The organism is Leptolyngbya sp. AN10 (assembly GCF_050565645.1).
Classification (GTDB): domain Bacteria; phylum Cyanobacteriota; class Cyanobacteriia; order Leptolyngbyales; family Leptolyngbyaceae; genus Leptolyngbya.
The window spans coordinates 93,957-120,954 of sequence record NZ_JBNXVP010000004.1 but is presented as its reverse complement, the minus strand read 5'-3'; the positions used below and the strand labels follow the sequence as shown (position 1 = coordinate 120,954).

The 26,998-nt window shown below is 47.9% G+C and carries 16 protein-coding genes; 14 read left to right on the top strand and 2 right to left on the bottom strand.

The window, feature by feature from the left end:
• Positions 1–22: 22 nt before the first annotated feature.
• Together ACQ4M5_RS07000 and ACQ4M5_RS06995 are read left to right on the top strand one after the other, a co-directional pair.
• Positions 23–2,476 carry a hypothetical protein gene (locus tag ACQ4M5_RS07000; protein WP_430674864.1) on the top strand — a complete coding sequence of 818 codons (2,454 nt, stop codon included), beginning with the start codon at positions 23–25 and terminating at the stop codon, positions 2,474–2,476.
• 59 nt (positions 2,477–2,535) lie between these two features.
• Positions 2,536–2,928 carry a hypothetical protein gene (locus ACQ4M5_RS06995; RefSeq protein WP_430674863.1) on the top strand — a complete coding sequence of 131 codons (393 nt, stop codon included), beginning with the start codon at positions 2,536–2,538 and terminating at the stop codon, positions 2,926–2,928.
• A gap of 2 nt (positions 2,929–2,930) precedes the next feature.
• Here the strand turns inward: ACQ4M5_RS06995 and ACQ4M5_RS06990 are convergent, their stop codons facing one another.
• On the bottom strand, positions 2,931–3,095 hold the full coding sequence (locus tag ACQ4M5_RS06990; RefSeq protein ID WP_430674862.1) for a hypothetical protein: 165 nt from the start codon (positions 3,093–3,095) through the stop codon (positions 2,931–2,933).
• Positions 3,096–3,110: 15 nt separating this feature from the next.
• Here ACQ4M5_RS06990 and ACQ4M5_RS06985 point away from each other — a divergent pair, with 15 nt between their 5' ends.
• The 7 genes from ACQ4M5_RS06985 (at position 3,111) to ACQ4M5_RS06955 (ending at position 11,956) form a co-directional block, all read left to right on the top strand.
• Positions 3,111–3,752: a hypothetical protein gene (locus ACQ4M5_RS06985; protein WP_430674861.1), complete on the top strand. Its 642-nt coding sequence runs from the start codon at positions 3,111–3,113 to the stop codon at positions 3,750–3,752.
• Positions 3,753–3,848: 96 nt separating this feature from the next.
• Positions 3,849–4,550, top strand: coding sequence for a DsbA family protein (locus tag ACQ4M5_RS06980; protein ID WP_430674860.1), 702 nt, complete (start codon positions 3,849–3,851; stop codon positions 4,548–4,550).
• A complete protein-coding gene (locus ACQ4M5_RS06975) occupies positions 4,547–6,445 on the top strand; it encodes a type IV secretory system conjugative DNA transfer family protein (RefSeq protein WP_430674859.1) in 1,899 nt (632 codons plus the stop codon). The genes ACQ4M5_RS06980 and ACQ4M5_RS06975 overlap by 4 nt, the downstream gene beginning before the upstream one ends.
• A gap of 9 nt (positions 6,446–6,454) precedes the next feature.
• Positions 6,455–7,525: a hypothetical protein gene (locus tag ACQ4M5_RS06970; RefSeq protein ID WP_430674858.1), complete on the top strand. Its 1,071-nt coding sequence runs from the start codon at positions 6,455–6,457 to the stop codon at positions 7,523–7,525.
• A gap of 63 nt (positions 7,526–7,588) precedes the next feature.
• Positions 7,589–7,909 carry a hypothetical protein gene (locus ACQ4M5_RS06965; protein WP_430674857.1) on the top strand — a complete coding sequence of 107 codons (321 nt, stop codon included), beginning with the start codon at positions 7,589–7,591 and terminating at the stop codon, positions 7,907–7,909.
• A gap of 9 nt (positions 7,910–7,918) precedes the next feature.
• Positions 7,919–9,922: a hypothetical protein gene (locus ACQ4M5_RS06960; protein ID WP_430674856.1), complete on the top strand. Its 2,004-nt coding sequence runs from the start codon at positions 7,919–7,921 to the stop codon at positions 9,920–9,922.
• A gap of 30 nt (positions 9,923–9,952) precedes the next feature.
• Entirely contained in the window at positions 9,953–11,956 is a 2,004-nt protein-coding gene (locus tag ACQ4M5_RS06955) for a spermidine synthase (protein ID WP_430674855.1), read from the top strand.
• Between the two features lie 93 nt (positions 11,957–12,049).
• Here ACQ4M5_RS06955 and ACQ4M5_RS06950 read toward each other — a convergent pair whose 3' ends face one another.
• Positions 12,050–12,517, bottom strand: coding sequence for a hypothetical protein (locus ACQ4M5_RS06950; RefSeq protein ID WP_430674854.1), 468 nt, complete (start codon positions 12,515–12,517; stop codon positions 12,050–12,052).
• A gap of 212 nt (positions 12,518–12,729) precedes the next feature.
• Here ACQ4M5_RS06950 and ACQ4M5_RS06945 point away from each other — a divergent pair, with 212 nt between their 5' ends.
• From ACQ4M5_RS06945 to ACQ4M5_RS06925, 5 genes are all read left to right on the top strand, one after another.
• Positions 12,730–13,011, top strand: a complete 282-nt coding sequence (locus ACQ4M5_RS06945; RefSeq protein WP_430674853.1) for a hypothetical protein — start codon at positions 12,730–12,732, stop codon at positions 13,009–13,011.
• 19 nt (positions 13,012–13,030) lie between these two features.
• Positions 13,031–13,471, top strand: a complete 441-nt coding sequence (locus ACQ4M5_RS06940; RefSeq protein ID WP_430674852.1) for a hypothetical protein — start codon at positions 13,031–13,033, stop codon at positions 13,469–13,471.
• A gap of 16 nt (positions 13,472–13,487) precedes the next feature.
• On the top strand, positions 13,488–15,782 hold the full coding sequence (locus ACQ4M5_RS06935; protein WP_017291919.1) for a hypothetical protein: 2,295 nt from the start codon (positions 13,488–13,490) through the stop codon (positions 15,780–15,782).
• Between the two features lie 6 nt (positions 15,783–15,788).
• Entirely contained in the window at positions 15,789–16,289 is a 501-nt protein-coding gene (locus ACQ4M5_RS06930) for a hypothetical protein (protein WP_430674851.1), read from the top strand.
• A gap of 64 nt (positions 16,290–16,353) precedes the next feature.
• A complete protein-coding gene (locus ACQ4M5_RS06925; RefSeq protein WP_430674850.1) occupies positions 16,354–26,853 on the top strand; it encodes a hypothetical protein in 10,500 nt (3,499 codons plus the stop codon).
• Positions 26,854–26,998 lie beyond the last annotated feature (145 nt).

The following is a 26,998-nucleotide window of genomic DNA, read 5'->3' as shown; positions in this document are numbered from 1 at the left end:
TTTTCTACCTAACGATTCCGCTATGTTTAGATTAATTGTTCGGGTCGTTTTACTGTTCATAATTTGCCTAAGCGCCACGCTAGGACCCGTAAACGTCGCCCAAGCTCAAACAACCGAGGCAGCAATGCCAACACAAACGCTGCAAGTTCAAACTAATGCGGGAATGCAGTCAGTTGAAGTTCCTGATTTTGGTGCAGTCAGCTTAAAGCAATTTCCACAGATTCAGGTTGATCGTGACCTTCTCTCTCAGCTTCAACAAATCTCACCGAATTCTGATTTTAGCCAACTGGTTCCAGGTGCGTATGTCGATCCTACGCAGTATCTCCAAATTGGCTCAATTTCTGGAGGTGAGGCATTTGGAATTGGGCAACTCAGTATCAGTCAGATTGCGCGTTTATCCAGAACGAATTTACAATCGCTCAACCTCGCTCATCTTGGTGATGTAGTCAAGCTGCAAACGCCTACAAGCCTCATCGAAGATATTCCCGGTTTTGGCAACTTACCCATTCAGCAGGCAAAACCACTGGTACAACTGGCAATGCAAAGCCTGCAAACCAAAGTTGGTGTGCCGATTGATCCCACTCGAAATATCGATTTTGAGCATTTACCACTTCAGTTTGAACAAGTAGCAACCGTATCAGATTTAGTCAAAGCATTTCCAGACATTGCCAAATTGCCTCTTAAAGCGCTAGGAGATTTCAAACTGACATCATTCAAACTCGATGATTTACCGGGATTATCGACTGCCCCCCTCGATCAGCTTAAGGTAGCAGATCAAGCATTGCTCAAAGACCTTAACTCGGTTGGACTTGGTAATATTCCGCTATCAAAATTCCCCGTTGCACCAAAACTCGCTCAAGGAGTGCGGTTCGCTGAGGTCGATGTGGTGCTCGGACCAAAAGAGCAAAACCGTTTGCGGGTAATTAGTGGAACCATCCCCCGTCGAGACAAATTCGAGGAGGTTGAATGTCCAGGTAAGTCATGTCCGCACATTGAGATGCACGATATGATGACAACGCAGTATTCTGGCTTTGCGTGGTTAGACGGTCGATTACAGGCTAAAGACGGTTATGGACCACTTTGCATTCCATTTGGCTGCAAGGGACCTGTGGGTAATCATCCGTTTGGCAAAGCATTTCGTGTTGTGGTAACTCGTCCACAAGAAGACAAAGGCAGCATTACCGTAGGATTAAAGTTTCGTGCCTGTAAACGACTGCCTTTTGTCGGAAAGACCTGTACGCCTTACTTCTTCCCGCCCGGTGACGCAGGAATGCCGATCGGCTCATTCCGCGAAAAGCAAATTATCCCATTTTTGCCACCAAGCACTGGAAAGGATGTCACCGGAGACGACTATACACCACCAGAGATAGCGACAGAAGAAGATAGCGGCAGTGATACTTGTTCTGCAAGCTTGCCGATCGACCTTAAGCACCTCGATGCTGTCACTCAGGCTGTAATTAATGCAACCCCTACAGATCACGGAGAGCGAAAACGTGCAGCACAGTACATTCCCTACATTATGCGGTCTTGTGCCAAGGCTGGATTGACTGATTCTGCACAGCTTGCTTATGCTTTGGCAACTGCCCGTCACGAAACGGATCACTTCAACACAATGGAGGAATATGACAAGCGAGCCTATGATGCGTGTGGCATAGGCGAGGGCATGATTCAAGTGACGCACTGCTATGAAAAAACCAAAATTATGAAGCGCCTCGGAATGAAGTATGGGGGTGTTTCCGACAAGCGATTACAAGATTTCAATACGGCTGCTGATGCTTTATGTGTGGGACTAAAGGAAGGCTTCTATGGTCAAGCTCGCCCGATCGCCCAGTGCTTTTCAGGTGGGAGAGCAAACTATAGCTGTGCCCGTCAACAAGTCAACGACCATGACCAGATTGAGTTGATTGCAAGCCATGCTCGCAGCTACCAATCCGCACTTGAACGAGCAAGAGCAGCAACCCCTGGAACTCCTCCCTCGATTAATGCCCCAAATGCTCAACTGACAGGCGCAACAACTTGCCTTGCATCGGCTCCGGCAAGTGGATCAGTGAACGATCGCGTCCTCAAGTCAGCACTCGCCAACAAAGGAAAAATCAATCAGTGCAATGACCCAGCAACCGATTATGGTCGCAACGGCTGTATGGTTGCAGTAGACACAGTGCTCAAGCGAGCAGGATTGCCAATGTTTGGTGGTAGCCAACCTGCGCTCAGCATTACATCAGCTATAGACGGCTGCAAAAGTGGAGGTCGCGGTACCCTTATCAACGCAAGCGATGCGAAAGCAGGCGATATTTTAATCATGGATGACGGCGTTGCAGCCGGACATATTGGGATTTGCACCAGTGATGGCTGTAAAACCACAATATCTAACTCATCAGGTCGTTGTAATTTCGTTTGGGAAAGCGATGGTTGCTTTAGCGGGTCGTATGGCTGCAATGGTAGATTTACTCGCTACCTCTGCCGAGTCAAAGGTTAAGTTTCAAGACATGCCACGATTTTGACATTAGAATCACGTCATTCTACAGGAACAAGCTCATGCAAAGACGACTACTATTACTAGCTTTGTTTTCGCTTCCGATCACGATGAGTATTGCGTCAAAAACTTCTGTTCAAGCTCAGTATGTACCAAAGAATCCGGATGAAGCAGCGATCGTTCAGCTTGTTAGAAGCCGATATCCAAAAGCTACGGTGACACGACTGGCGATCGCAGATCACTATGGGCTGTATTCGTGGATAGATGGAGAAACGGGTGGACAAACGGTGGTGTTAAAAGATTTAACTGCAAATCAATGGCAGTTTGTACGTGGAACTGGAGGAATGCTGAGAGCAGAAGATATCACAGGCTTCGGTGTTCCGCAACCAACTGCGCTCAAACTTGTAGACGCAATTCAACAGCAAATCCGATCTAGCTCCCGTACTAGAGAGTGAATTTATCCGATATCTCCCACGGTTGCATCCATGCACACCCGTAGGAATTCAAACCCCATCGCTTGAAGTTCTGCTTTCTCTGTTTCATCATTCACCACAACCGCTGTAACAGCACTAAAAAACCATGTTGTACTTTCTTTACCTGCTGCTGTGTCATAGAATTTCACACTCCTGGAGAATTTATGAAGTTGATTAATCAATGGATTTGCCGCTATCTAATCATGTTTCTGTGTGCTTGTTTACTGATATTTAAAACGACACCCGTTCTTGCTCAGGCAACAAGCATCGAACCTAGTATTCCGGATGCCACTAATTTGTTCAATCCGATTCTAGTTCAACTACAAATGACCGGAATTCCGCTGCGATTACCTACTTATATTCCAAGTAGTGGACAGCGCAGCAAAGACTCAACGTCAGAAGCTGAGGCGCGACGACTGAAAGCTTATGCTGTCATCGATCGTGCCACCCCGAATGGATACGCTGTGATACTAGGCTATAGTCCAACCTGTTCTGGTGGAAATGCTTGTCGGTTAGGAACCGTTTCGGCAACTCGCAAAACAGACGGCACACCCACGATCGAGGAAGCTTATGGATTCATGAAAGACCCAGCCTTCAAAGGACTGCGTTCAAAGCAGTTGATGGCAAAAGTACAGCTCACGAACCAAATCGAAGGCTATTTCATCCCTTGGATTTGCGGTGCGAACTGCAACGATGCCAAGGTCGTCTGGGATGAGAAAGGGGTTCGGTATGTCGTTGGAATCAAAGTCGGAGATCGAGACTCCCTAGTTGCAATGGCAAACTCTGCAATTCAACCTCGTACCTAAATTTCTTAAGGAACGACAATCATGATAAAGCAAATGACTTTTGTACAAAAATTTTATTGTACGCTGGCTCTCTCGATCTCACTGTGGACAATATTCTTGCCACAGTCAGTTGTTCTTGCAGCCCAACCACAGACCATTGATTCAACCAATATCGAAGCGGAGGTATTAAGCATTATCCGAGCGCACCCGGATGTGTTAATCGGCGCAATCACAGCCTATCAATCCGAACAAGAGAATCAAAGGACGCAAGACCAATCTCAAGCATTAGAGCGCTTCAAGCAGTCGCCAACAACGGTTTTAGGTCAATCTCCAGCAATAGGTGCAGGGCATGGGAAACTACTGCTAGTTGAATTTTCAGATTTTGAGTGCCCGTTTTGCGCCAAAGCTCATATTGACCTTCAGAAACTGGTCGCTGACCGCTCCGACGTACAGCTTGTTTACAAACATCTGCCGTTAGTGAGCATTCATGCTCAGGCGATGCCTGCGGCGTTAGCAGCATGGGCAGCCGCGCAGCAAGGAAAATTTTGGCAGTATCACGATGCCTTGTTTGCTCATCAATCTGATCTCGGTGAACCGTTGTATCTCGATATTGCTCGCACCCTAGAGTTAAATTTAAACCAATTCGATCGCGATCGCAGATCGAACGCAGCGCTCTCCGCCGTTCGCGCAGATGTTGATCTCGCAAATCGACTGGGCATTTCAGGCACACCCTCGTTTGTTGTCAGCCAAAATCAAACGGTTGAACTGTTTTCTGGTTCGGATCTATCGCCGATCAAAGCTGTCCTCGATCACGCATGAACAAGCTAATTCGCCCATTTCAACCAACACTATTCGGTCTCGGTATCGCACTCTCACTAAGTTTATTGAGTGCGACCTCGATGCAGGCACGTTCGCGTGTGCCAGAGGCATCGCAATCTCTAGCAGCCGCTACGCCAAATAGTCCAACCGTCCAGGCGATTCAAAAACAACTTTTTTCACCGAATGGTGCAGTCATTCTCACGGCTGTGGTGGGCTTGATTTGGCTCAATCGTCAAGATGGAGGGCGAGTCAGCAAAAAAAATCGGTTGGCAACCGCACAATGGGCAGGCAAAAAAGAGAAGCGTGCTGCCCGCCGACTCGCTCATCGCCAAATCAACGATCGTCGGCGCAATGCCGTCACGCTGTTTGTCGTCAAACCTCAACTTCAGTTTCTTCCGACTGCGGTTTCAAAACCTGGTCAGCCGACACCGACTGAACCTGGGGCAACGGTCGTCCGGATCAAAGATGATACCAAAACGCTTTGGCTTACCGAAGCTCAAAGCGGAACGGCAGTTGTCGGTGGACCTGGAACCGGAAAAACCCACTCAATCATTGATCCCTCACTGAGATCGGTGATTGATCAGGGGTTTCCGCTCATTCTTTACGACTTTAAGTACCCGATTCAAAGTGAGCGCATCGCAGGCGTTGCAGCGAAGGCAGGATACGAAGTGCGAGTCTTTGCTCCTGGCTTTCCAGAGAGCGATGTCTGTAACCCACTCGACTTTATTCGGGACATCGATGATGTTGAGATGGCGCGGCAGATCGCGATCGTTCTCAACCGCAACTTCAAACCCGGAACCCAAACGGTTGAAGATCCATTCTTTACTAATTCTGGCGATCAACTGATTCAAGCCGTTCTGCTGCTCGCAAAGAGTACCCCGTACCCAGACATTATTACCTGCGCTAAAGCACTCGGTGCCCCGAATCTAGCCGCACGAATGCAAGCAGCCGATTTACCGACCTGGATCGAAACAAGCTTTGGGCAACTCATCTCAATGGCAGATAGTGAAAAAACAGTTGCGAGCGTCATTTCGACAGCAAGCATTTTATTCAGTCGATTTATGAGTCCAACAATCCTGAGCGTGTTTTGCGGCACATCGACAATTCCGCTAACGCTTTCTGGAAAGCAACTGTTAATTCTTGGCATGGACCAAGAACGCCGCGATGTGGTAGCACCGCTGCTTGCCACAGTTCTACACATGATTGTTACCAAAAATGCGAACCCGAACCGCAAAGATCCGCTCGTGCTTGCACTCGATGAGTTGCCGACTCTCTACATTCCGGATCTGGTCAAATGGATTAACGAGTTTCGCGAGTATGGCTTATCGTGTCTGCTTGGCTTTCAAAACCTAGCACAGCTTGAGAAAGTCTACGGTCGCGAGACGGCGAGGGCAATCTTTGGGGGGTGTGCTGGAAAAGTCATCTTTAATCCCCAAGAATACGAGTCGGCTGATGTCTTCTCGAAGTTCCTTGGCGAAGAGCATTTGCAATACAAAGGTCGATCGCGCAGCATCGGCGGAAAAGGGGGGGCTAGTACGAGTATTTCACAACAGGAACGAACCCGTAAGCTGTTCGCTCCCGAACAGTTCCTGCGATTGCCGCAAGGAACGTGCATTCTGCTCAATCGAGGATACAGCAACAAAGATGAAATTTCTCTACCGCTTCGCTGTACCATCAAGATTCCAAAAGCGGATACTCAGCGAATGGAGATGAGCCAAGCAAAGTGGCAGAAAGTAAAAGCGCGACTAATCAAAAAGAGTTCACAAACACGAATTGACGATGCCGCAATGCGGTTGCGAAAAGAGTATTTTCTAGAGACTTACCCGTTAGAGAAAAAAGTTGACCCGAATGTTGAAGAAACAGCAGCCTGGGCGATCGCGGCTGGATTGTTGTAGGAGGGCGAGATGGCAGACGTATTTATCGACAAAGGTGACGCGCAATCAGCAATTAATAGCTATCTGCATATGTGGGAACGCATTGCAGAAATTCTGCTACTGCTGCGCTTTCTTCAGTTACAGGCACAATCGAGATCCACCCAAATTGGTGTAAAAATCGAAGATGTCCCTCCGGAAATCGAAGTGCGGCATGAATCTCCAAACGAGCTTGCTGGAACAGCGCCCCACTTGTTGAGGGCAGGAACAGCACCAGCCATTCAGATTGAAGGCGGTTCTGAACCGATCGCACTGCCACCTAGAGTAACAGCCGCACTGCAAGAACTTGCTGGAACGAATCCTCATTTGCTAGAACCGAGAACAACGGTGGGTCAACTGACAGGAAGCGTCCCCCCTGCACTCTTGCCTTCCCTTACAGCCGCAATTCAGCCTCAAGTCCTACCGACATCAACAGAACTCGAATACTCAAAACACCGAATTCTTGCAGATACTGTTGCAAAACTTACAAACGCCTATGGAAGTGAAGGGCATTATGCTGCTGAGAACTATACTATTTCTGTAGATCAGAGTATATATACTATTTGCAACGAAGAAGGTCATGAGGTTCTTGTCTTTCAAGTCGGCGACAACGGCGAGTATCACGTCATCAAGAATGACCTCTCGTTCTCGCAAGAGCATGACATTATTGCTTCGCGTCTTAACATTGAGATACATGGACTTGATTCCATCACAAGCGATCGCACGTTCAGCGAACAAACACAAAATTTAGGCGGTCTAGCACCACGAGGAGCAAAGGCAGCCTATATTGCGAACTATCTGCTCGATGGCTACCATACTGACAATTTTAGCCGCCCGAACAGCAAATATAGTATTAGCCGTGATGCTCACGGAACGTTAACGATTACGCGCAGTGAAGACGGCTACTGTTTGCTCAAAGCAAAAGACGGAGAAATTTTAATTGCAAATCTCACCCCAGATGAACAGCAGGGCTTTAGTCAAATTTATCAGAAAGCGCGTGAGAATCCGGCAATTCAAAAACAGCGCCCCGTACTTTCATCTTCGGTATCCATTGAACGGGAATGAGTTTTCGCCTGAATCAAATCTGTTTTAATGAAGTCCACCTTGTCAAGCTCAACAGTAACCCCTATGAATTTATCCTTTCAAGCTCTTGCCGTATTAACAAAAGAACCAGAAATTCTTGCTGAAGTCACAGAAGCAAACAATCAGTTGCCCTTTGCGCCTGACTATCAACCAACCCACATTCAGATCCGCTTTGATGATATTCCGTGTCTTGAAGTTGTTGATGGAGTTGCAACCGTACTCGTTAATTGCCCGGTGAACTACAAACCTCCGTTTACTGCATTCTATTTTGACCACTCGCTCGCACTGTTTCTCATCAACGGCGAAGCGATCGTCGATCGCACTCACGCAATGGCAAATCTCGATCTTCAGTTAAACCCAACCTAGCAACTTTCTATGAGCAGCGAACAAGATATCTCTCCACTTGAGCCACAACCGGCTGCTGACTCTATCAGTAAGACTTCGATCGACGAACTTGTTCGTAATTTATCTGGACGAGCAGGAATTGATTTCGAGCCAGGAGAACTCAGAATTCAGCTAGGGCGAAGAGTCGTCTACGGAACGGTCGGTAAAGAGCAACGCAGTGATCTTGATGAGGCTAGAATTGTATTGCTCAAAGCGGCAATCATGAAGCCTGTATCAACCGAGCTGAATTCGAGCGAAGCGGAAGCTGGAACTCCATCTACGATCAAAATCAGCGTTGGTAAGACTGTTCTATTTGAGCAGACTGGAGGTGTGGTCAAGATTAATGCGTTTGAACTTCCTGAGTTGGAGATTGCAAATCCTGAAATCTTGGAGCCTGAAACCACGACCGAATTGCCTAGTGCTTTTGAAGAAGCTTCAATCGAAACAGAACGACCTGTTATCAGCAGCACTCCGATCGATCTAAACGGTACAGATGAAGATAGAACACGCCAAGCAGTTTCACCAACACTTGTAGAACCGATTTCAACACCGTTGCAAGCACAGGAACCGTTAAATCTAGTGTTATCTGAAGTTCTATCGGAACAGTCACTTGACATCATCGAAGGCAAGCAGAGCAATCAAAGTCCCGAAGCCTCATTCTACCAAGTTGCTCGTGAAGTAAACGGATGGAAGAATTGGGCAGAGCAGCGAAGCCTGAGTATTGACGTAGCTTTACAGGACATACTTGATCGCGTGACCGCTACATTAGGTTTAAATTCGACTCAAACTGAAGCTGTGATTGATCGAGTTTGGCAAGAACCTGTACAACAGTTCTCGGACGAGCAATCGCTCCACGCCTGCTTGTCTGTGGTGAGTCAGGTTGCTGAGATAAGTCGCCCGATGGACGAGGTGATTGATAGAGTTTCTCCACTCACTGCTAATCCCACAGAACAAGAGACATTCAACCATCGACAAGCATTGTTCGATCAACCTGAAACTGTACTTGATCCAAGTAGAGATCTTAGTTCTCCTGAAGCCCCAGTGGAGATTATCGTTGAGTTAGCGATTAATCAAGTTGAACTTCAGTCGCCTCAAGCTTCCAGTTCGACAAATACTCTATTTCCAGAGAGTGAGGCATTAAAACCGTCCGCGCTCAATACGATCGCGATCGTCACTCAACAAATTGAGGCGCTGCCAACCAGTTCAACAAAGCAATTCTTTCAACGATTAACCGCAGATATTAAGCAGCAAGCGATCAAAGCAACAACCACTATTCAGCAGGGTCTAGAAAGCGAGCAGTTTCAATCACTCAAGGCAAAGGTTCAATCAAGAGCAAAAGCTGACACGGAAAAAACACTTCAAGCGATCGGGCAGGGCATTGCATCTGCTGGAAACTGGATTGCCTCGCTTCCTGAAGCAAAACGAGAGCACCAGGCTGCACAAACAGTGCTAGCACTCTATCAATATGGGTTTGACCGCACACAGGAGCGAGCATTTCGCTACGAAGGATTCCAGGTTCGCCTTGAAGGACGCAATCAATTTATCCTTAATGATCAAGCCGGAAATCTTTTACTCAAATTTAAGGCGGAAAAACCGTTAATCGGAACAGAGCCAAGAATTACGATTACTGGGAAATCTAACTCAGGTATTTCCAGGGCGCAGTACGAAGCACTAGAACTCGTTCAGCAAACACCCCAGGCTCTACGCCGAGGCACCAATGAGGCTGAACAGCAGTATGCACAGAAGGTTCAATTTGTTGTTGGTGTGGTGCGAGAACTTGGACCCGGAAAAGGCAATCACTTTGAAGTCAAGCAGGAAGACGGAGGAGCATTAACCGTTCAGGCACTAGACGGACGCAAATATAGTGAAATTCTGCGTCTTGAGCCGACTGGTCGAGTCGAATCTGCCTTATTGAAGCGTGATGTTGAGCGCTTCATTGCTGCTCATCAGAAGCTAGCGAAATCGAAAGATCAATCGTTGGAAGCTGTCCGTTAAGTTAATAACAACCTTGTTTAGGATTAAGCCGTGATTATTAAGCTTTTATTCTCTACAACCGTTTTCCTAAGTGCCTTTCTGCTCTTCTGGCTTGAGCTATTCTTTGCCAAATTGCTGCTACCCAACTTTGGAGGTGGATCTGCAATTTGGACCTCTTGCCTTGCTTGTTTTCAGCTACTACTCTTATTGGGGTATCTTTATGTACATTGGGCGAATCAGCGAAAGAAGCTGACTCGTCGATTAACACATTTAGTGTTGATTATTCTTTCGCTTTGGGATCTGCCAATTCATCTCAAGCCGTGGGATTTTGTCGGACACCCTTCGCTGCAAATCATTGGTACAATTCTTGCCTCGATCGGGTCGCCGCTAGTCGTGCTTGCAATGAGTTCCTCGATGCTACAGGGGTGGTTTGCCACACCTGACCGTAAGCCTTATTTTTTATACGGAATGAGCAATATGGGTTCTCTGGCTGCTCTGATCGCTTATCCATTTGCAATCGAGCCAACATTCACCCTGAGCTTCCAATCGATCGCGTGGTCACTATTGTTCGTTCTGTTCCTCGGACTGATGGAGGCTTGTCGAATCGTGAGCCGCAACAACCAAGCTTCAGCCAAAGTTACGCATCAGTCCGCTCCAAACCATCTCCGTATTCAGTGGCTGTGGTTCTCATTTGTGCCCTCAAGTTTACTCGCTGGGATAACAACTTACACTACCAGTGATATTGCACCGAGTCCGATCGTCTGGGCAATTTTTCTAGGGCTATATCTCACAACGTTTATTCTCGTTTTTCTGCCATCCCCTTTTCTGTTTCCGGCTGAAGTTAAACCAATTATCTTAATGATGGTGATTTTATCGCTTGGACTTTACTATATGAGCGGCTCTCGCATTTCACCTCAGCTTTTAAGCTTAAACATTGTGATTTTTCTCGGAGTCATTTGGTCATTTCATAGTGAACTTGCTCGGCTACGCCCTCCAGCCGCGCAACTAGCTGAATTTTATGTGTTTGTTGCACTTGGGGGATGCCTCGGTGGATTGTTTAATGCCTTGGTTGCACCATTGATTTTTCCTCGATTGATCGAGTATCCCCTGATGCTAGCAATCTCTGCCGCATGGTTGAGATTACCGAATGAGTGGGCAAAGTCGTGGTTCAACCCCCTCTGCCGAGTGCAAGCTTTGCCTGCCTTTCGATATAGCATTAGCATCTGTCTCGCTATGTTAGTTGTGATTCCAAGACCAGAGCCAAACTTTAATGTCACAACCGTTGTGCGAAGTTTTTATGGAGCTTATCAAGTCGGGCAAACTCCGACCGTTCGCATTTTGCTGCATGGCTCAACCATACATGGTGAGCAAAAGCTTGATAAATCGCTCAGCCAGGTTCCGGGCAGCTACTACAGTTCTGGAAGTCCGATTGATGATGTCCTGCAAACGATTAGTGATCGTGCTCATGTTGCCGTTGTAGGTCTAGGAGCGGGCGAAGTTGCGAGCCACAGCAAGCCACAACAAAACTGGACATTCTACGAACTTGATCCATTAATTGTTGAAATTGCACGATCGTCGTTTACATACTTATCTGAGATGCAAGCCAATCACCGAATTGTTACCGGAGATGGCAGGCTAGAACTTGACAAATCACCAGAGCAGTACGATTTGATTGTACTTGATGCGTTCTCATCAGATGCCGTTCCGATGCACCTGCTCACGATCGAGGCTCTAAAGCTATTTCAATCAAAGCTTAAACCAAATGGGACGATCGCTTACAACATCACGAATGGCTACATTGATTTAGAAAAACCACTAGCACAGTTAGCATCATCATCAGGACTTTTTGGCATGATGCGTCAAGACCGCAGAGATTTTGGAAATCAAGTTGAAGTTGGATCTCCCAGCGATTGGGTCGTATTAACTTCTAACCGAAACCAAGTTGCCACACTTAAGCAGCACAAATGGCGTGACCTTCAACGCGGAGCGATGGCAGTCTGGCGCGATGACTTCTCAAATCTCTACAGTGCAATGCGTCATCACAAGTCCAATTAGCGGCGTTTGTTCACATCAAGTGCTGTTTCCGAAGCGCTGTTGAAGCACGCCAGAAATCGGCGCGAATCTTGACAGTTATTTCCGATGCAGCAGTCATCGACAAGTTTTCCTCTTAGCAATAGTTTCGGAATGTAGTCTCTTCGCTGCGTGATTTGTAGTCCAACTGAGTGCCGCGCTAATGCCTGCTGATAGTCTCCGCGACGTTGATACAATTCCCCAGATAAGATAAGCTTTGTCGAGGTCTACATAGTGTGGAAAACGAGCGATGACCGCTTCGTAGCTCGATAGTGCCTTGTCGTCAGCAGCTCTGGAATTGAGACCTCGCAGCCATCCTCCTTTGTAGTAAAAATAGTCAGCTCGCTGCATCTGAGCTTCGGGCGTATTCATGTCTTTAAGTTCATCCATTCGACTGACTTCTGATAGCTCTTGAACTCCTGCTACAATCAGCGCGAATGGGAGCCATGCAAGCCCCAGCAGAACGATGCTAAGTACGCCAACGAGAGAAAGAGACGATCGTGGCGCGGAGTCCTTCAGAAGCAAGTAGAGCAAAAGTGAACGCATGGCAAGATGGGGACGATTGACCTTTCCATCATGTCCTCGAATTGGAGAAATGTCGATGTGATTCTGTACAGAAGTGGAACAATAACAAGTATAAAAACATAAATCGTTAGACAGGGCGCTGTCGCGTTGCAATCAGCATCATCGATAATATGAACATTCGTGTTGACGAATTTGTACAAAAATCATCTACACATTCTATGTGAATCGACAATATGAACAATTGTTCGTTGCCTGCATATGATGCTACTGATCAAGCTCTCGTCCTTCACCAAGTCAGCTTGATTCGCACATTGTCCATTCGCTTTGACGGAGTTGAAGTTTACCGGATTGTTGATGGAGTGGTAGAGGATGAGCGTAAGCTAAATCCTACCTATCAACCTTATAACATCACAATTCAAACCGATGCACGCGACGAGCCGATCGTGTTTGTATGGGACGCAACTCAAAATATCTCGGTTAACTCTTTATCACACGTCGCGATCGCTGGATTTTGAGCAGTCAGGAGAAGTTAAGATGTCTGATTCGTTGTGGCAACAAATTATGCAGCAGGTTCGGCAGCACTCCGCTCCTGAAGTGATCGAGCAATCCTTAGACGATCGCGATTGTGAATCGCTTAAGTTGCCAAGTATCTCTCAATCTGCGATGAGCGTTCTTGAACCTTATACCGAACTGGTTTGGGATCTCAATCAGGCTCGACAAAAGCCACCGTTTCCGCCTGCTTATGTCCCCAAATCAGTCACAATTTTGTACGAAGATATGCCGTTTATTCGGTGGGAAGATGGACAATTCACGCTGATCCGAAATTGTCCGAATGCCTACCACCCTCGATTTACGGAGATTCAATTTGACGATCAAACCGCACTGTTTCTGGTATCGGGCGAAGCAATCGTGAATCGAATCGGAGCAATGGCAACGTTTGCCGAACAGCTAGAGCAGGCAGTCGTTCAAGGATAGCATTTTGGAGGTTTCGATGAGTACGTTTGAAGACAAATTAGCGACTGGCAATCCGAATCAACCTGCAACTGATCGTGTGCTTGATGAAGTCGCTAAACGCCGTGGTGTAAGCCGCGACGACCTCAGCAATCTCAGAATCGAATATGGAAGTCGAGGAAGAGTCGTGTATGGTAATACAGTTCGGGGCGATCGCACTGGATCGCATAGTTTGATCGATGACACGATTGCAAACATTATTCTTGCCGCATTCAACAATTCGCCCGATACTAATGTAGTCAATCATCCAGGAAACCCATCAATTCTCATCAAGCTTGGCGATGAAGTTCTGCTGCGCGAGGAAAAGAGTGGTGCTACCTCAGTTAATCTACTTTATCAGCCTGAGCGTGAGTTCGAGCCTGCCATCCAGCAATGGATGACTACACTTTCTCCTTCAACACCTGAATTTCAAGCAAGCCGGGTGATTAACCAAATCGCACTGGCAATGAACACTGATCCGCAAGTGCTAGCGAATGAAATTGAAATTCGCAAAGTTGGAGAGGTTGTGTACGGGTCCGGCGGCGAGACAAATCACATTGACTCATATTATGCAAAGCAGCTTTTATCGCTTCTACAGCAAGACGTGAGTGCAACCCCTGCGAGGTCGGTTGGAACACTTCGCCCAGACTATCAGATTTTTCGCGGTGATGTACTGCTACTAGAAACTCAGTGGAGTCTAAGTGGCGGTGAAGAGGTATTGATTAACCAAACTGGATTGCAGCAGTCCATTTCTTCGATTCTTGAAGTTGATCGATCTGCACCATCGGATCATAATTGGGCAATCAGAGCCATTACTGAACTCGAACAAAAAACACTAAGCACTAAGCAAACCGAAGGAACAAGACACACGATTTCCATCTTGCGAGATACACGAGTTCGACTGAGTGAGCTAGAGCATCAAGATCGTGCTGTAGATGCTCAGGAACTACAGGAGATCGTCTCAGAAATCACAGCAGGCGCAGATGTAGAACTCGATCGATTAAATGATTACTTAGCCACGAATCAAAACGAACATGGGATTCCACTTTCAACTGATCAAATTTGTCAGATTGCAGATGATCTTCAATCGATCAACCTTGCGAAAGAAAGTTTAGCGGCGGACATCGATGCCATTCTCGATCAGAGATCGCAGAGCACGGTGCAAGCATCGCATCCTAGATCTGAACCCACGATTTCTGAAGTCGTTGAATCAGCCAAAACTCTTGTTAATCCCTTAAACGAGCAACCCTCAAAACTTCATCGGTTTGAGGTTGCAGGCTATACTATTTCACTGTCACCAGAGGGGGAGACTGATCGCTTAACGATCAAATACGGTGACAGAGTGCTTGTTGAAGCGATTGGTGCTCAGATTCTTTCTGAACCAGACACACCTCAAGCCGCACAAGAAATTCAAGGATGGACCCGTGACGCAGCAGGCGTGTTTCAACTGGAAACTCGAATCAAGCAGGAGCCTGTACCCAAAGAGCCACTTGGCGTAAACGTGCCAGCATTAGAAGTCACACAAGCTGAACTGGAGCGAATGCCCGAAAATAGTCCCAAGCGATTTGTCCAGTCGTTTGTTCAGTCGCTTCAAACGCAAGTTCAATCGATTCAATCGCAAATCGCACCGCTTAAAACAGTACAAACATGGCTCCAAGCTGGAAAAAACTGGTTCGCGACTCGCTGGCAGGACGCACAGAACTATCGGGCAGCCCAAGCAGCCCATCAGTTGTTTGTTCGCGGGTATGTTCGCACTGGAGAAGATCGCTATCGCCACAATGGATTTGCGGTAACTCATACCGGAAACAATGATTTTCGAGTTAACAATCCTGAAGGTGAACTAATCTTACGCTTTCGCATTGATGCAGCGTCTCAAGCAATCCATGTGACTGAAGTAGCAGCAGGAAGAATCAATTCGGAGCTGATTTCAACGCTCAAGGCAGTACAGCCGCTTGAAGTCGTGCGAGGCGGTGATGTAGCCGAACGGCTTCATTATGTCAACAGCTTGAAATTCGCGGCGATCGCAGAACGAAGCTTGCAGTTGCAGGCAAACTCGGTTTTTGACGGCAACTACTACCGGATCGAACGTAACGACGATACTCTTACCGTTACAGCCCAGCATCCACGCCCTGAACTTGATCAATCTCGAATTCTGCTCACGGTTCGGAAAGGGCAAATTGTTCACTCTGCTCTTTCGCAGCATGATTTTGAGCGGCTAGATATTACTCCACAACACAATCCTCAACGGCAGTCTTCTCAATCTACACGACAACGACAACAAGTTGAGGTTGGGTGAATTCCAATGAACGACATTGCTTTTGAACAGTCTCCGTATGAGTCATTTCTCAATTTTGGGACAGCTTGGTGTCCAACTTGGAGCGAGCGGAGCCGAGGCTTTCATTGGAACTTAGTGTTAGCACCCCCCCGCACCGTTAAGATTGAGTTTGAAGATGACTACTGTTTACTCTTAGTGCGACGAGTTGAATGGCATCTTCAAGATTGGATTGAGCAATATGGGGATGAGATGGGTGTTGATCCTCGCGATCGCAAAGCCGTTAAGCAAGCAACACTGCAACTCATTGAGTCTCGATTAGGCATTGAACAACTCGATTCAAGCATGAGCAATCGCGAAATTGCAACCGCGATTGTGAAGACAATCCAAACAGATTATAGAACCCATCTTTTTCCGCACAATCTGCTGTTCCCCGTTACAACGCTTACAGCTACGGAAAGTCGAGATTTCGCAGACTGCATTCGGTCTGAAATTACTTTTGACGGTTGGCTTCTCGAAGCCATTCCTTAACAATTCACTCGTTTAGAAGCTAGCTGCTGTGAGCTAGCTCGTTCTTCGTTTAGGTTGCTTCATTATGGTCGCCCTACAATCTCAATATGCTCCACGCAGCGAAGGAACAGGTATCGACACGGTTACACCTACCAATATGACCACGGCGCTAGCACTGAGCCTTGATCGTGTGGAGCAAGTCACTGGGTTAGATGTGGATACCTATGTTGCAATCAGGCTAGGAATCGATCGCGAAACTTTATACAAGCGATATGCTGCTGAGCAGATTGACACCTTAGCAATTACCTACCTCAATCTAGAGCGTGGCAAGGTTACGCTCATCGGTAACGATACAGGCACAGGCAAAGGACGGATTGTTTGTGGATTAATTCAAAGTGTGATCGCACCGATTGCACTGCCTGACGTATCGCAGCTCTCTGAATCAGAAAAAGAGCAAGCGATCTCTCACATCCTTGAGACCGCACAGACAGCAAACCAGAATCAGCAAATTGCGGTTTTTCTCACTGCTAAGCCAGAGCTATACGTAGATATGCTAGGGCGCGATATGGTAGATACGGGAATCAAAGATCGCATTCGTCCTTTCTTTACAAATGCAGGCTTAGATTTAGAGCTAAAAGCACCAGATGGTCAAACGCTGGGGTTTATTCGCACAGGCAGTTCAACTGAGCGATCGCGAGAAATGCAGCGATTGATCGATCAATTTCATAAAACTGGAAAGATTGGCGACTACAACGTAGTATTTACAACCTACGATCAGCTAAAGGAAAAAGGCTCAATTCGCCGTCAGTTTATCGAAGCGATCGCCCCTGCTGCAACATTCATTCTCGATGAGTGTGACTTGGGCGGCGGTGCGTCGGGACCTAAACCCGATTTAAACGCAAGCGAAAAACGGCAAAAAACTGTGGGCGCTGACTTTCGCACGACATCAGGATTTCTAACCGAAGTGGTTTTACCAAGCAGTCGCAACTACGCATTGCTATCTGCTACGGCATTCAAAGATCCCTATGTTTTAGCGCGGTTGCTTTATCCGAAGAGTGAAATTCAGCAAACAGGCTTATCCGATGAAGCGCTAGCTGCAACGCTCGTTCGGCAAGGTACGCCTGCTCAGCAAGATTTTACTTCTAAGCTTGCAATGGCGGGTGAACTCGTTCGGTTGGAAAAAAGCATGGAGGGTGTGGAGATTGCCAATACGCTTGTCACAGTGAATCTCGACAAGTTTCAGCAGTCGATCGAGGTGATGCGGCTGATTGTCGAGTTCGATCGCGCCAAGCGGCTCGCCGTTCAAATCCTCGAAGAAGCAGCTTATGTTCGTGCTGAACGAGTCAAAACTACTGATCCAAGCGCTGGCGAAGCTTCAGTGACCAGCACACTCTTTACTAGCACTGCCTACAACTTTGCTCAACAACTCCTATTTGCGCTGTCGAGCGAAGGCATTGCCAATAAAGCGATCTCCGAAATCGAATCCGGGCGCAAACCAATTATTGGCTTCTACAACACGATGCAGTCGGCACTAGAGTTTTATCTCGACGTTCAATACGGTGAAATTTTTGAAGCAATCAAAGCAGACTACCGAGAGCAACATTTCGATCGCATTCGCATCGAGCATCCCGATGTTGCTCCGGAGATTTGGGAAGAAATTTTTCAGAGCCAATATTACCCAGCCATTACCGCTGCAACAAAGCGCGAGTATCAAGCCTGGATTGCCTCCAACCCGGAGATCGATCTTCATTTCGGGGACTTACTACTATGGCAGCTTGAAAAGTGTCGCTGGGTGACAATTGGAGATGCTTACGGTGAGAAAAGTCGCTACCGCATGACCGACGATGAATTAGGGATTGGCGCGATCGAAATCGTGAATCAAATTCAGCGGCGAGTCGAAGCACTCGATTGGTCAGGCATTCCAATTTCGCCGATCGATGATATTTTGCACCGCATCACCCAACGCGGCTACTCGATTGCTGAGATGTCTGGGCGAAGTTTAGGCTTGGACTACAGCAGCGGCAGCCCTCGTCTGAAAACAGTGGACGCACGCGATGTACAAGTTCGCACCGATACGAAAGCCGCTTTCAACAATGGTACGTCTGACGCACTCATTACAAATATTACAACCGGATGGAGCGCTCACGCGAGTCGAACGTTTCAAGATCAGCGACAGCGCGTTTTGATTGTCGGACAAGCGCACCCGGATGTGAATAAATTTGTGCAGCTTTTAGGGCGAGCGAATCGTACCGGACAGCTTAACCCAGTAAAGCATCCGCCCGATCAAATCGTTGATGGACGACCGACTTGGGGACAGGTCACAGAGCGCTACGGAATTCCCGGTGCGTTCGGGCTGCCACGATGTGAACTGGTGGTTGCAGACGGCATTCCTTATGTTCAGCGCATTGTGTCTGAACTGAATCGCAAGATGGATTCGCTCAACGCAAATACGACTGGAAATCGACAGTCAGCTCAGTCGTTCGACGGTCCGAGCTTCTCGAACTCAGCAGGCGACACGGTTGCGGCTCAACTGGTCAAAGATGACGATGAATTGAATGAAGCGCTCGATTATCCGCTAGTCAATTCTGAATCGAATGATGGTGCCGCGAAAAAAGTGACTGGGCGTGCCATTTTTCTGCCGCTCGAAACACAAGCACGATTGTTCGCAACCTTAACCGAGCGATTCAATGCCTACATTACTCAGCAAGAAGCGCTCGGCGAATCTCCGCTCGAACAAAAGACGCTAGATCTCGAAGCACAAACCCAGGCAAGAATGGAACTCATCGAAGCCCAATCAACTTCACCCCTGTTTGGTGGACCCGTGACCGTCGAGCGAGTGTTAATTAAAGCCCTGCGAAAGCCATATTCTAGCGAGCAGATTCGTGCTGAGATTCACGATCGGTTAAACCTCGACGACGCGCCCACACAGTCCGACGATTTTGCCGCTGGATCAGCCCTGCGCGAAGCTGCACTTGAGCAAATTACGGTTCGCCTCGACGACGCTGACGAGCGAGTTACTCAGCAGATACAAAACTACGAGCAAAAACTCGATCAGCTTGCTGAACGGCTGTTGCCCAAAGCAGGACTGCTTCGAGAGCGCACACAGTTGGATTCAGATATTAAAGCGCTTTCTGGACAAACAGACGAGCTAGTAGACAAGGCAGTAAAACAGGAGATTAAACAGAAACAATCTGAATTAAAAAAAGTTGAGTCGAAACTGAAGAAGCTAGAAAAAATCGAACAGGAGCAAGCAACGCTGAGATCGCGCAAACAAGATATTGAGACCCGCTGGCAATCGGTTAGAGCACTGCTCTCGGATTACCCGCCAGGACAATCAGTTTCAATTCGGACATCGAACGGAGCAATGCTCGGAATTATGCTCGATTGTCAGCGCAACGAAGGAGTGAGATCTCCGGTTGCGGGGAGCGCTTGGAAGCTGACGATCGCGGTTGTCGATAGCAGTCGTGAACTTACTCTCATGATTGGCGACGTGCTGCCCCCGTCTGGACGTATCACGCTGCAAGCAATGGATTTTGGCTTAAGAACCGATCCAAACACCGGAGATATTGAACTATTGCCTGTGCCAGCGCTATTTGATCGAGCACAATCTGAGACGCATGAACTGCGCGAAATGCTAACGGGCAATTTGCTCAACGCCAAAAACGGGGGGAAGTACGTTAGCTTTACTACGGCTCAGGGTGTCGTTCGTCAAGGCATTCTGCTACCAAGAGAATCAAACGTTGAAAAAGAGCTTGCCTCAGCCCCGATCGTGGTCGGCAATTTTGCTCAAGCTCGACAACTCATCAGTGAAGGAGCGGTGTTACGAACCCCGGACAACTTAACGCTGCAAAAAACCAGCCGGATCATGGACGATAACACGCGCAGAGCCGGAGTGGAAGTCGCAGTTAGCGCGTCTCGTCGCGGCGGTGGACACTACTATACCGATGTCGAGCTACTGAAATGTACACTGAACCGCGAGGGCAAACCAGGATTTGCAAAGCACTCCGACAAAATGAAAGCCTTTGTTCCTGATGAAAATTTAGAAGCTTTTGTCAAGCTTCTATCCCAGACAGGCACACCGCTACAAGTGACTCAGACCGCGTTCAAGGAACGCGCTCGCGAAGTAACCGGACAGGAGTTAAAAACATTTGCAGCCATTAGCAACGATGACTTAGGCATGGCTGAATTTCAAATTCCAGTTGAGCAAATTCGCGCTGAAATCGAACAGCATCGTCTGAAAAACTCGACCCTCATTGCAGAGTCGATCGACGAGATCGGCGATGAGCGGTCCGACATTGACGTACTCATCGACGCTTATCAACAGTATTTCGCGAACGGCGGTCAGTTTCAAGATATCCGGCAGGCTCGGCAGTTTGGCATTGAACAACTAGAGCAGTTAGGACGCAGCACGAATTTTCTCGATCGCACGATCGAAGAATGTATCGAGAGCGGCATCGTGCAGCAAGCGAAGCAGATTGCCGGATCTCATCGTGCGAATCCCCTGGCTGCTTTTGACGCTTTAGTTGAACTCTATAATCGCCAACCGAACCTCACTGCTCGTACCAGTGATAGTATTTTGTTGCAGCAGTACAGTACTCCGGTTCCATTGGGGTTACTGGTGCAGGAATTAGCACAAATTCAGATGGCTCGAACAGTTTGGGAGCCGACAGCCGGAAACGGTGCATTGCTGACGGCAACGACGCGATCGACGCAAGTGTTGGCAAATGAAATTGATTCAAGCCGCGCAGAACGGCTACGAAGTCAAGGGTACGAAGTCACCGAGCGTGATGCGACCGAATTTAGATTACCGACTCAGGTAGACGTAGTAGTCGCAAATCCTCCGTTCGGCAAATCCGATGATCACATGGGAAGCCCGAAACAGTGGGAGGTTGATTTAGGCAATAACCCAGCACCAGGAACTCGTGCTTATCCGACCACTCAAATGGATCACGCGATCGCGTTTAAAGCTTTAAGCGCAATGAACGATCGGGGTCGAGCCGTGCTAGTCCTCGGTGCGCCAATGGATCAAAAAGTTGGTAGGAATCCTTCCAAAGCTTACAACGGCAGTGACAAGCGAGCCTTCTTTTTTACGCTGTACAACAACTACAACGTCACGCAGCACTTTACCGTTTCAGGAGATCTCTACGGCAAGCAAGGCACTTCATTTCCCGTTGATGTCGTGGTTATCGAGGGGCGAGGAAAATCCGCGCTACCCTTACCCGCTGCCCAAAATCCACCCGTGTATCGAGAGTGGGCACAATTAAGAGCGGTTTTGGCACAAGCGCTAGAACGCAATGGAACGATTGCCGCACCTCAAGTTACTCGCAGCAGTGAACGACCTCAAGCAACTAGATCTGCAAACATTGAGTCTGAAATCGTGCCATCGGATATAGCAGCACCTGAGCAAGAATCAGAGCAGTTGGACAATCTAGAAAGCAATCCAGGAGAGGAAAATGAGGCTGCGACAAGTTCTCCACACCGTTCGTCAAGAAGCCAACCGAACAATCCCACTCCGATCGATCTTCCGGTTCCAACTGTTTCAGAAAGTACAGCGATCGAGCCGCCAGAATCACTTCAGATTCCCCGCGAGCAACTGTCGCTATTAGAGAAACAAGCTGCAAGATTTTTATACGACTCTGGAATTGCAGAAGCAATTTTAGAGGGCGATCAGTTTAAGCTTGGTGTGGATCACGAAACTTATCAACCTCTAGCAATTCAATGTCAGGAAAATCGCTTGTCGTTCACACGCTGTCGAGAGATTGATGGTGATTTTATCTTAGATAGCGAAGCGGTGTTCCAAATTGAACCGACAGGACACCTCCGCTTTGTTGAAGTCGCATCGCCACTTCCCACAGGTCAAGTGGTGCGAAGCCCGGATCGTGCATTTGCAATGTCCCTGATTCGGGCATTGTACGACGGTGGTTTTGTCGAAGCTACTCAAGCCGCTTATGAGCGATCGCGCCCAGAAGCAATTGCACTGCGGCTCGCAAATTCAATCCTCAGTCTGCTGGGACGTGACATAAATACTGTGCTGTCCCGACAAGTCGAAATCGATGGTCTTGACTATGTTTTCGAGTCAGGACGGCTGCTTGTTCCAGGTAGCAGGCGATTTTACGACTTTATCAGTGTGATTGATATTTCAGAATCGCTTGCGCGTCCAGTATTTTCCGTTGAAGATATGGACAACCAGCCGATCGCGACTGTTTTTGATCAAACCCATCTCAGACGACTGCGAGCCGAAATCGAAAGCGAAGATTTTGTCGTATTTCTGCCAGGTGAACCAAATGCGCGATCAATGACGATCGAGGAACTGGTCGATAACAGTGCTGTTTTAGGGGCGAATCGCCTCAACGAGCTATCGATCGTCAGCGAAGCAGTGATTCAGTCGGCTGAAACGGCAAGCGCGGGCGAGAGAGAGATTGCTGCCAAAGCACATCAGCGAGTGCCAGTCATAGCGTTTGAGCAAACCCCTCAGCAAGTCGCATTAGATCGACTTTATCGTTTTCTTGCAGGAGACGACAGTAACGCTGTACTGCCATTGACAGAAGAGTTAACCGAGCTTGAGCAGCAGCTTGCAGCAGCATGGCGCGAAGACTGTGCAGACGTAGTTAAAAGCGTTGCCGATAAAGATGCGTTCCTAGATTTTAATCCGGCAGCATTACCTTATAGCCCGGAGGTTGAGCCGATTCTAGACCGCATCGAACGATTGATTGAAACTTTGGACTGGTCTCCGCCTAAGCCGTGGGCAACGGCACAAGGGATTAGAGGGTCTGACATCGCTCGTCAAGTAGCACGGCTCATCTATACTGCCGATCGAGACCAAGTGTTTTCACAGTCGTTTGATCGACTGCGTGAGTTTATGTTGAATGACCCTGTGCTTGGTATGCAGTCAAGCGTTTTAGCAGGAGCACCAGACTTAGAAACCGCGCAAGCCGTTCTTGAGCAGCGATTTGATCAGATCCTGAGTGATTGGCTCAGGGAGAATCCCGATCAGAATCAGCGCTACCATCGCCATCTACTGCTTCCAACGGAACAAGCAGCAGTTCGACAACAGCTACGTGAGGCGTGGCAAGACAGTATCGGAATCACGACCTCAACCCCTGTGACCAAAAGTGCAGATACAAATAATACGATTTCCGAGCGCGTTCAGCCAGTAACCACATTAGCTGAACTTCAGAATCGTTATCCTAGCTATACCTTTGATCAGAACCACAGCAGACTTGATCGCTATTCTGACATTACGCTGTTTGTATATGATCCTGATGGAGCGCTTGCCGCTCATGTCAATGTTTCGCAGTTTGGAAATGTGGCTTATGCTAACGCACAGCAGCAAATCGAACGTCATGAAATACTGCGTGCTACTGAACCATTTCCAGCGCTTAGAGCAGAGTTTCCAGCACTGCGCTTCGAGCAACGCCTCAGCACCGTTGGGATTGTAATTGATGCGTTTAGCAAGGAAACTCGCGAACGGGTGACGATCGGCAGGTTGACCGATAAAGATAACAATCCCACGCCTCATCAACTGGCTGAGTTTATTGAAAAGCTCCGCAATCTAGGCTACTCGACTGGCGTGAAACAAGATGCGACTGTCACAGATCCGGTCGCAGAAGTAACCTCGATCGTGCTCGAAGACAACATCCTTGAGGCACTGCGGAAAATCGAGATATTGCCGTTTCCGCTCAATCACTATCTTGAGGAGAAGATTGCCACTCCGGATGCGATCGTACTCATTCAAAATCCAGCACTCGGCTGCCACGAGTGTTTCGGTGAGATTGCAACATCTGTAGCTCGACTGACAGGCGGACAGATACGAACAATGGAGATTGAAGATCTAGAAGTTCCGTTTAGCCGATTCCCAAAGTCAAGACTCGATCAAGTGGTTGAGCAGTTGCAATTTCAACAAGAAGTGGTCGTTGTTCACGGGAAGCACGATCGCGACATATTCCCGATCGTGCTTCTAGCTCCGGAGGAGATGCCCTTACTGAGCGTGGATCAGCCCACGCTCAGATATGAAGGCGGCATTGTTGTTTTCAATCGGGAAGAAATTGCAGCGATCGCAGAAACATTCGCTCAACAACATCAGTATTCTCGTGCAGAACTGAGAGACAATTTAAGCCGCATTGTGTCTACTACGCTGCCTGCTCAACAAATCGAAGCTGCGGTCACAGCGTTGCTTGATGATGACTGTCGAGCAACGCAATTTTCACAGTCGTCACTCAACGTATCTACACCTAGCGCCGAGCAGCAAGAATGGGAGGCGTTTGTTCAGGCGAATACCAAAACGTATGGTCGTGGAGAAAAAAACGCGATCGAGCGCTTCGCTCAGATTCAAGCTCGCATCAGGCAGACTTTAATCCTGCCAGATACCCTCGATCACAAAGCGGTCAAAGTTTCACTACAAGCACTCAAAGAAGTGGTTGCAACAAAGCAAGGGCAACAGGTTCTTCGCAATCTGACGACAGGCGAAAATGCTCATGTTGATGGAAGCACTTTGGCTTCGCTCTTAGTTCAAGAGGCTTCTGAAATTCGTCGATCGTATGTTGAAGCAAAAATCAATGCGATTGAACCACTGTTACAGGATTTGCAAGCACGCTATTCTGAGTACCGATTTCATCGATCGAACTGGGCAAAAACCGAAGGCGAAGTTTATCCCTACATCAACATTTGCGATACCGCCGATCAGCGCGTCGCTTCAATTTACTTCGTTGAAGCAACGTCAAAGTCAATTGAGAACGCTGAAGCGAAACTTCAAGAACATCGAGCCACTGTTGTTCAATCGACTCCACAACGAGAATGCGATAAAGTACCTGCGGCTGCGATCGATCAAATCCGCCATCATCTCAATCAGCTCGCTGAGATCGTCACACGCATTGACGCAGCACAACAGAATGACCAACAGATAAACGCCAACGGTCGCTATGAATTCGAGGCAGTGGGCGGACAGCAGCGCGAGCAGATCGATCGCACGATCGCGATTGCCACTGCCGCGTTTGACCAATTCCGAAATCTCGCTCCCACTCGCAACATCGATGCTGATCGCGTATTTGCTGAACTCGGTGGAATTCCAACTGTACCTGCATTATCTGAACTATCACAGGCTTGGGCGCAACAGCATTCTCATGCCCATGAAATACCGTTAGAGCACCAAACTCTCACTCCAGGTTATGCAACGATTGAAACAACGTGGGGAGTATTAACAGCAACCGTTACGCCCCGCAACGACGACTTCTTGCAAGTTGAGGTCATTGGTTCGACGGCAAATTGGCATGAGTATCCGAGTGAAGTTTACATCGGCTATGTCAGCGTTGACGAGTGGAGCGAGATGGACAAGAATCTGAGTAATCTCAGCGCTTTCGCTCAGTTTGTGATCGAAGACCGACACACTCAGTTTCTCCATCAACTTGACCAAGAGCGCGATCGCATTCAATCTAACCTTGAGCGATGGCTTAATGGTCAGCCTGAAATTGAACTTGAATCTGTACTTGCGTCAGATCAGGCGCGTGAGGCTTTGATTGATCGGTTTCAATCGATTTATCCAGAGCGCGATCGCGTTGATTTAACGGTTGAGTTTCGTCGATTAGCGATTCTCTCGATTCTCGCGCCCGATCGTCTAGTTGAATTCATGCAATCCGCTTCGCTATCTACTGCATCAGATCTAGAGCCACAAACCACACTATTTACGTCTGTAGAGAATTCTAGCGAAGCAGCGCAGCCCGACGAGCAGCAATTAACCCTACTGTCGTTAGACCAATGGGCAATGACTGACCAATTCACCGATTGGGACGACCCAGCCACACTTCCAACTCCCGTCAATGAAGAAACTACACTCGCGCAGAATTCTGAGATACAATCGTCTGTTCTTTCGCCTGCGAATCTCAAAGAAGGCACAAACCCGACTGAGGAAACGGGTCCTCAAGGAACTGGAAGAAGTTCTGAAGAACTGCATTCGGCAACACAAAACACTGTAGAAATTGATCGGCAAATCACGTTGCCTGATGTTACCGAGCCTAAAGTTCAATCAACGTTATCTCCTGCCACTCAGACAGTTCTTGCAAGTCAAGTTGCGATCGAGACCATCAGCGCAATTAATCCAGAGGCAGCAAATCAACTGGCACCAATGCTACAAGCACATGATTCATCGCCGACGCTAGAGCAGATGCGGCAGTGGTGGAGACAAGCCCTCGAAATTGGTCGTCCACCTGAGCATTTGCAGAAAATTAAAGAAGTCGGGATTGCGGTGAAAACAGGCACTGGTCAGGCAACCACAGAAGATTTAAGCCAAATGCAGCGTGACCAACAGAAGTGGCAGCAAGTCAAAACGTTGGTCGATCAAGCACACCGATTTCTTGACCAGATTGGCAAAGACGAGTTCCAAAAAGATAACTATCGGATTCAGCGCTCTGGCAACCAACTGACCATTACAGACATTAAAGAAGGTCGGGGTGACATTGTTCGAGTGGATGGAGAAACACTCCGATCTAAAGTCATGAAGAAAGATGTTGAGCGATTCGCAACAGTTGATAAACTGTTGCAAAAGTTGCATCGAACAACTGCAAGTGCAGCGATCTCGGAGCACAGTTCATGAATTCTCTTTCATCGGTCTGTGATGCGCTTAGCGCTCCCTGTATTCAATCGCTTCGAGACGCAAACGCAGGAGGAATTTGTACAAATTTTTCCTGCTATCTTTACTGCAAATCTGAAGATGGATTTAATCTTAGAATGTTTTGGTG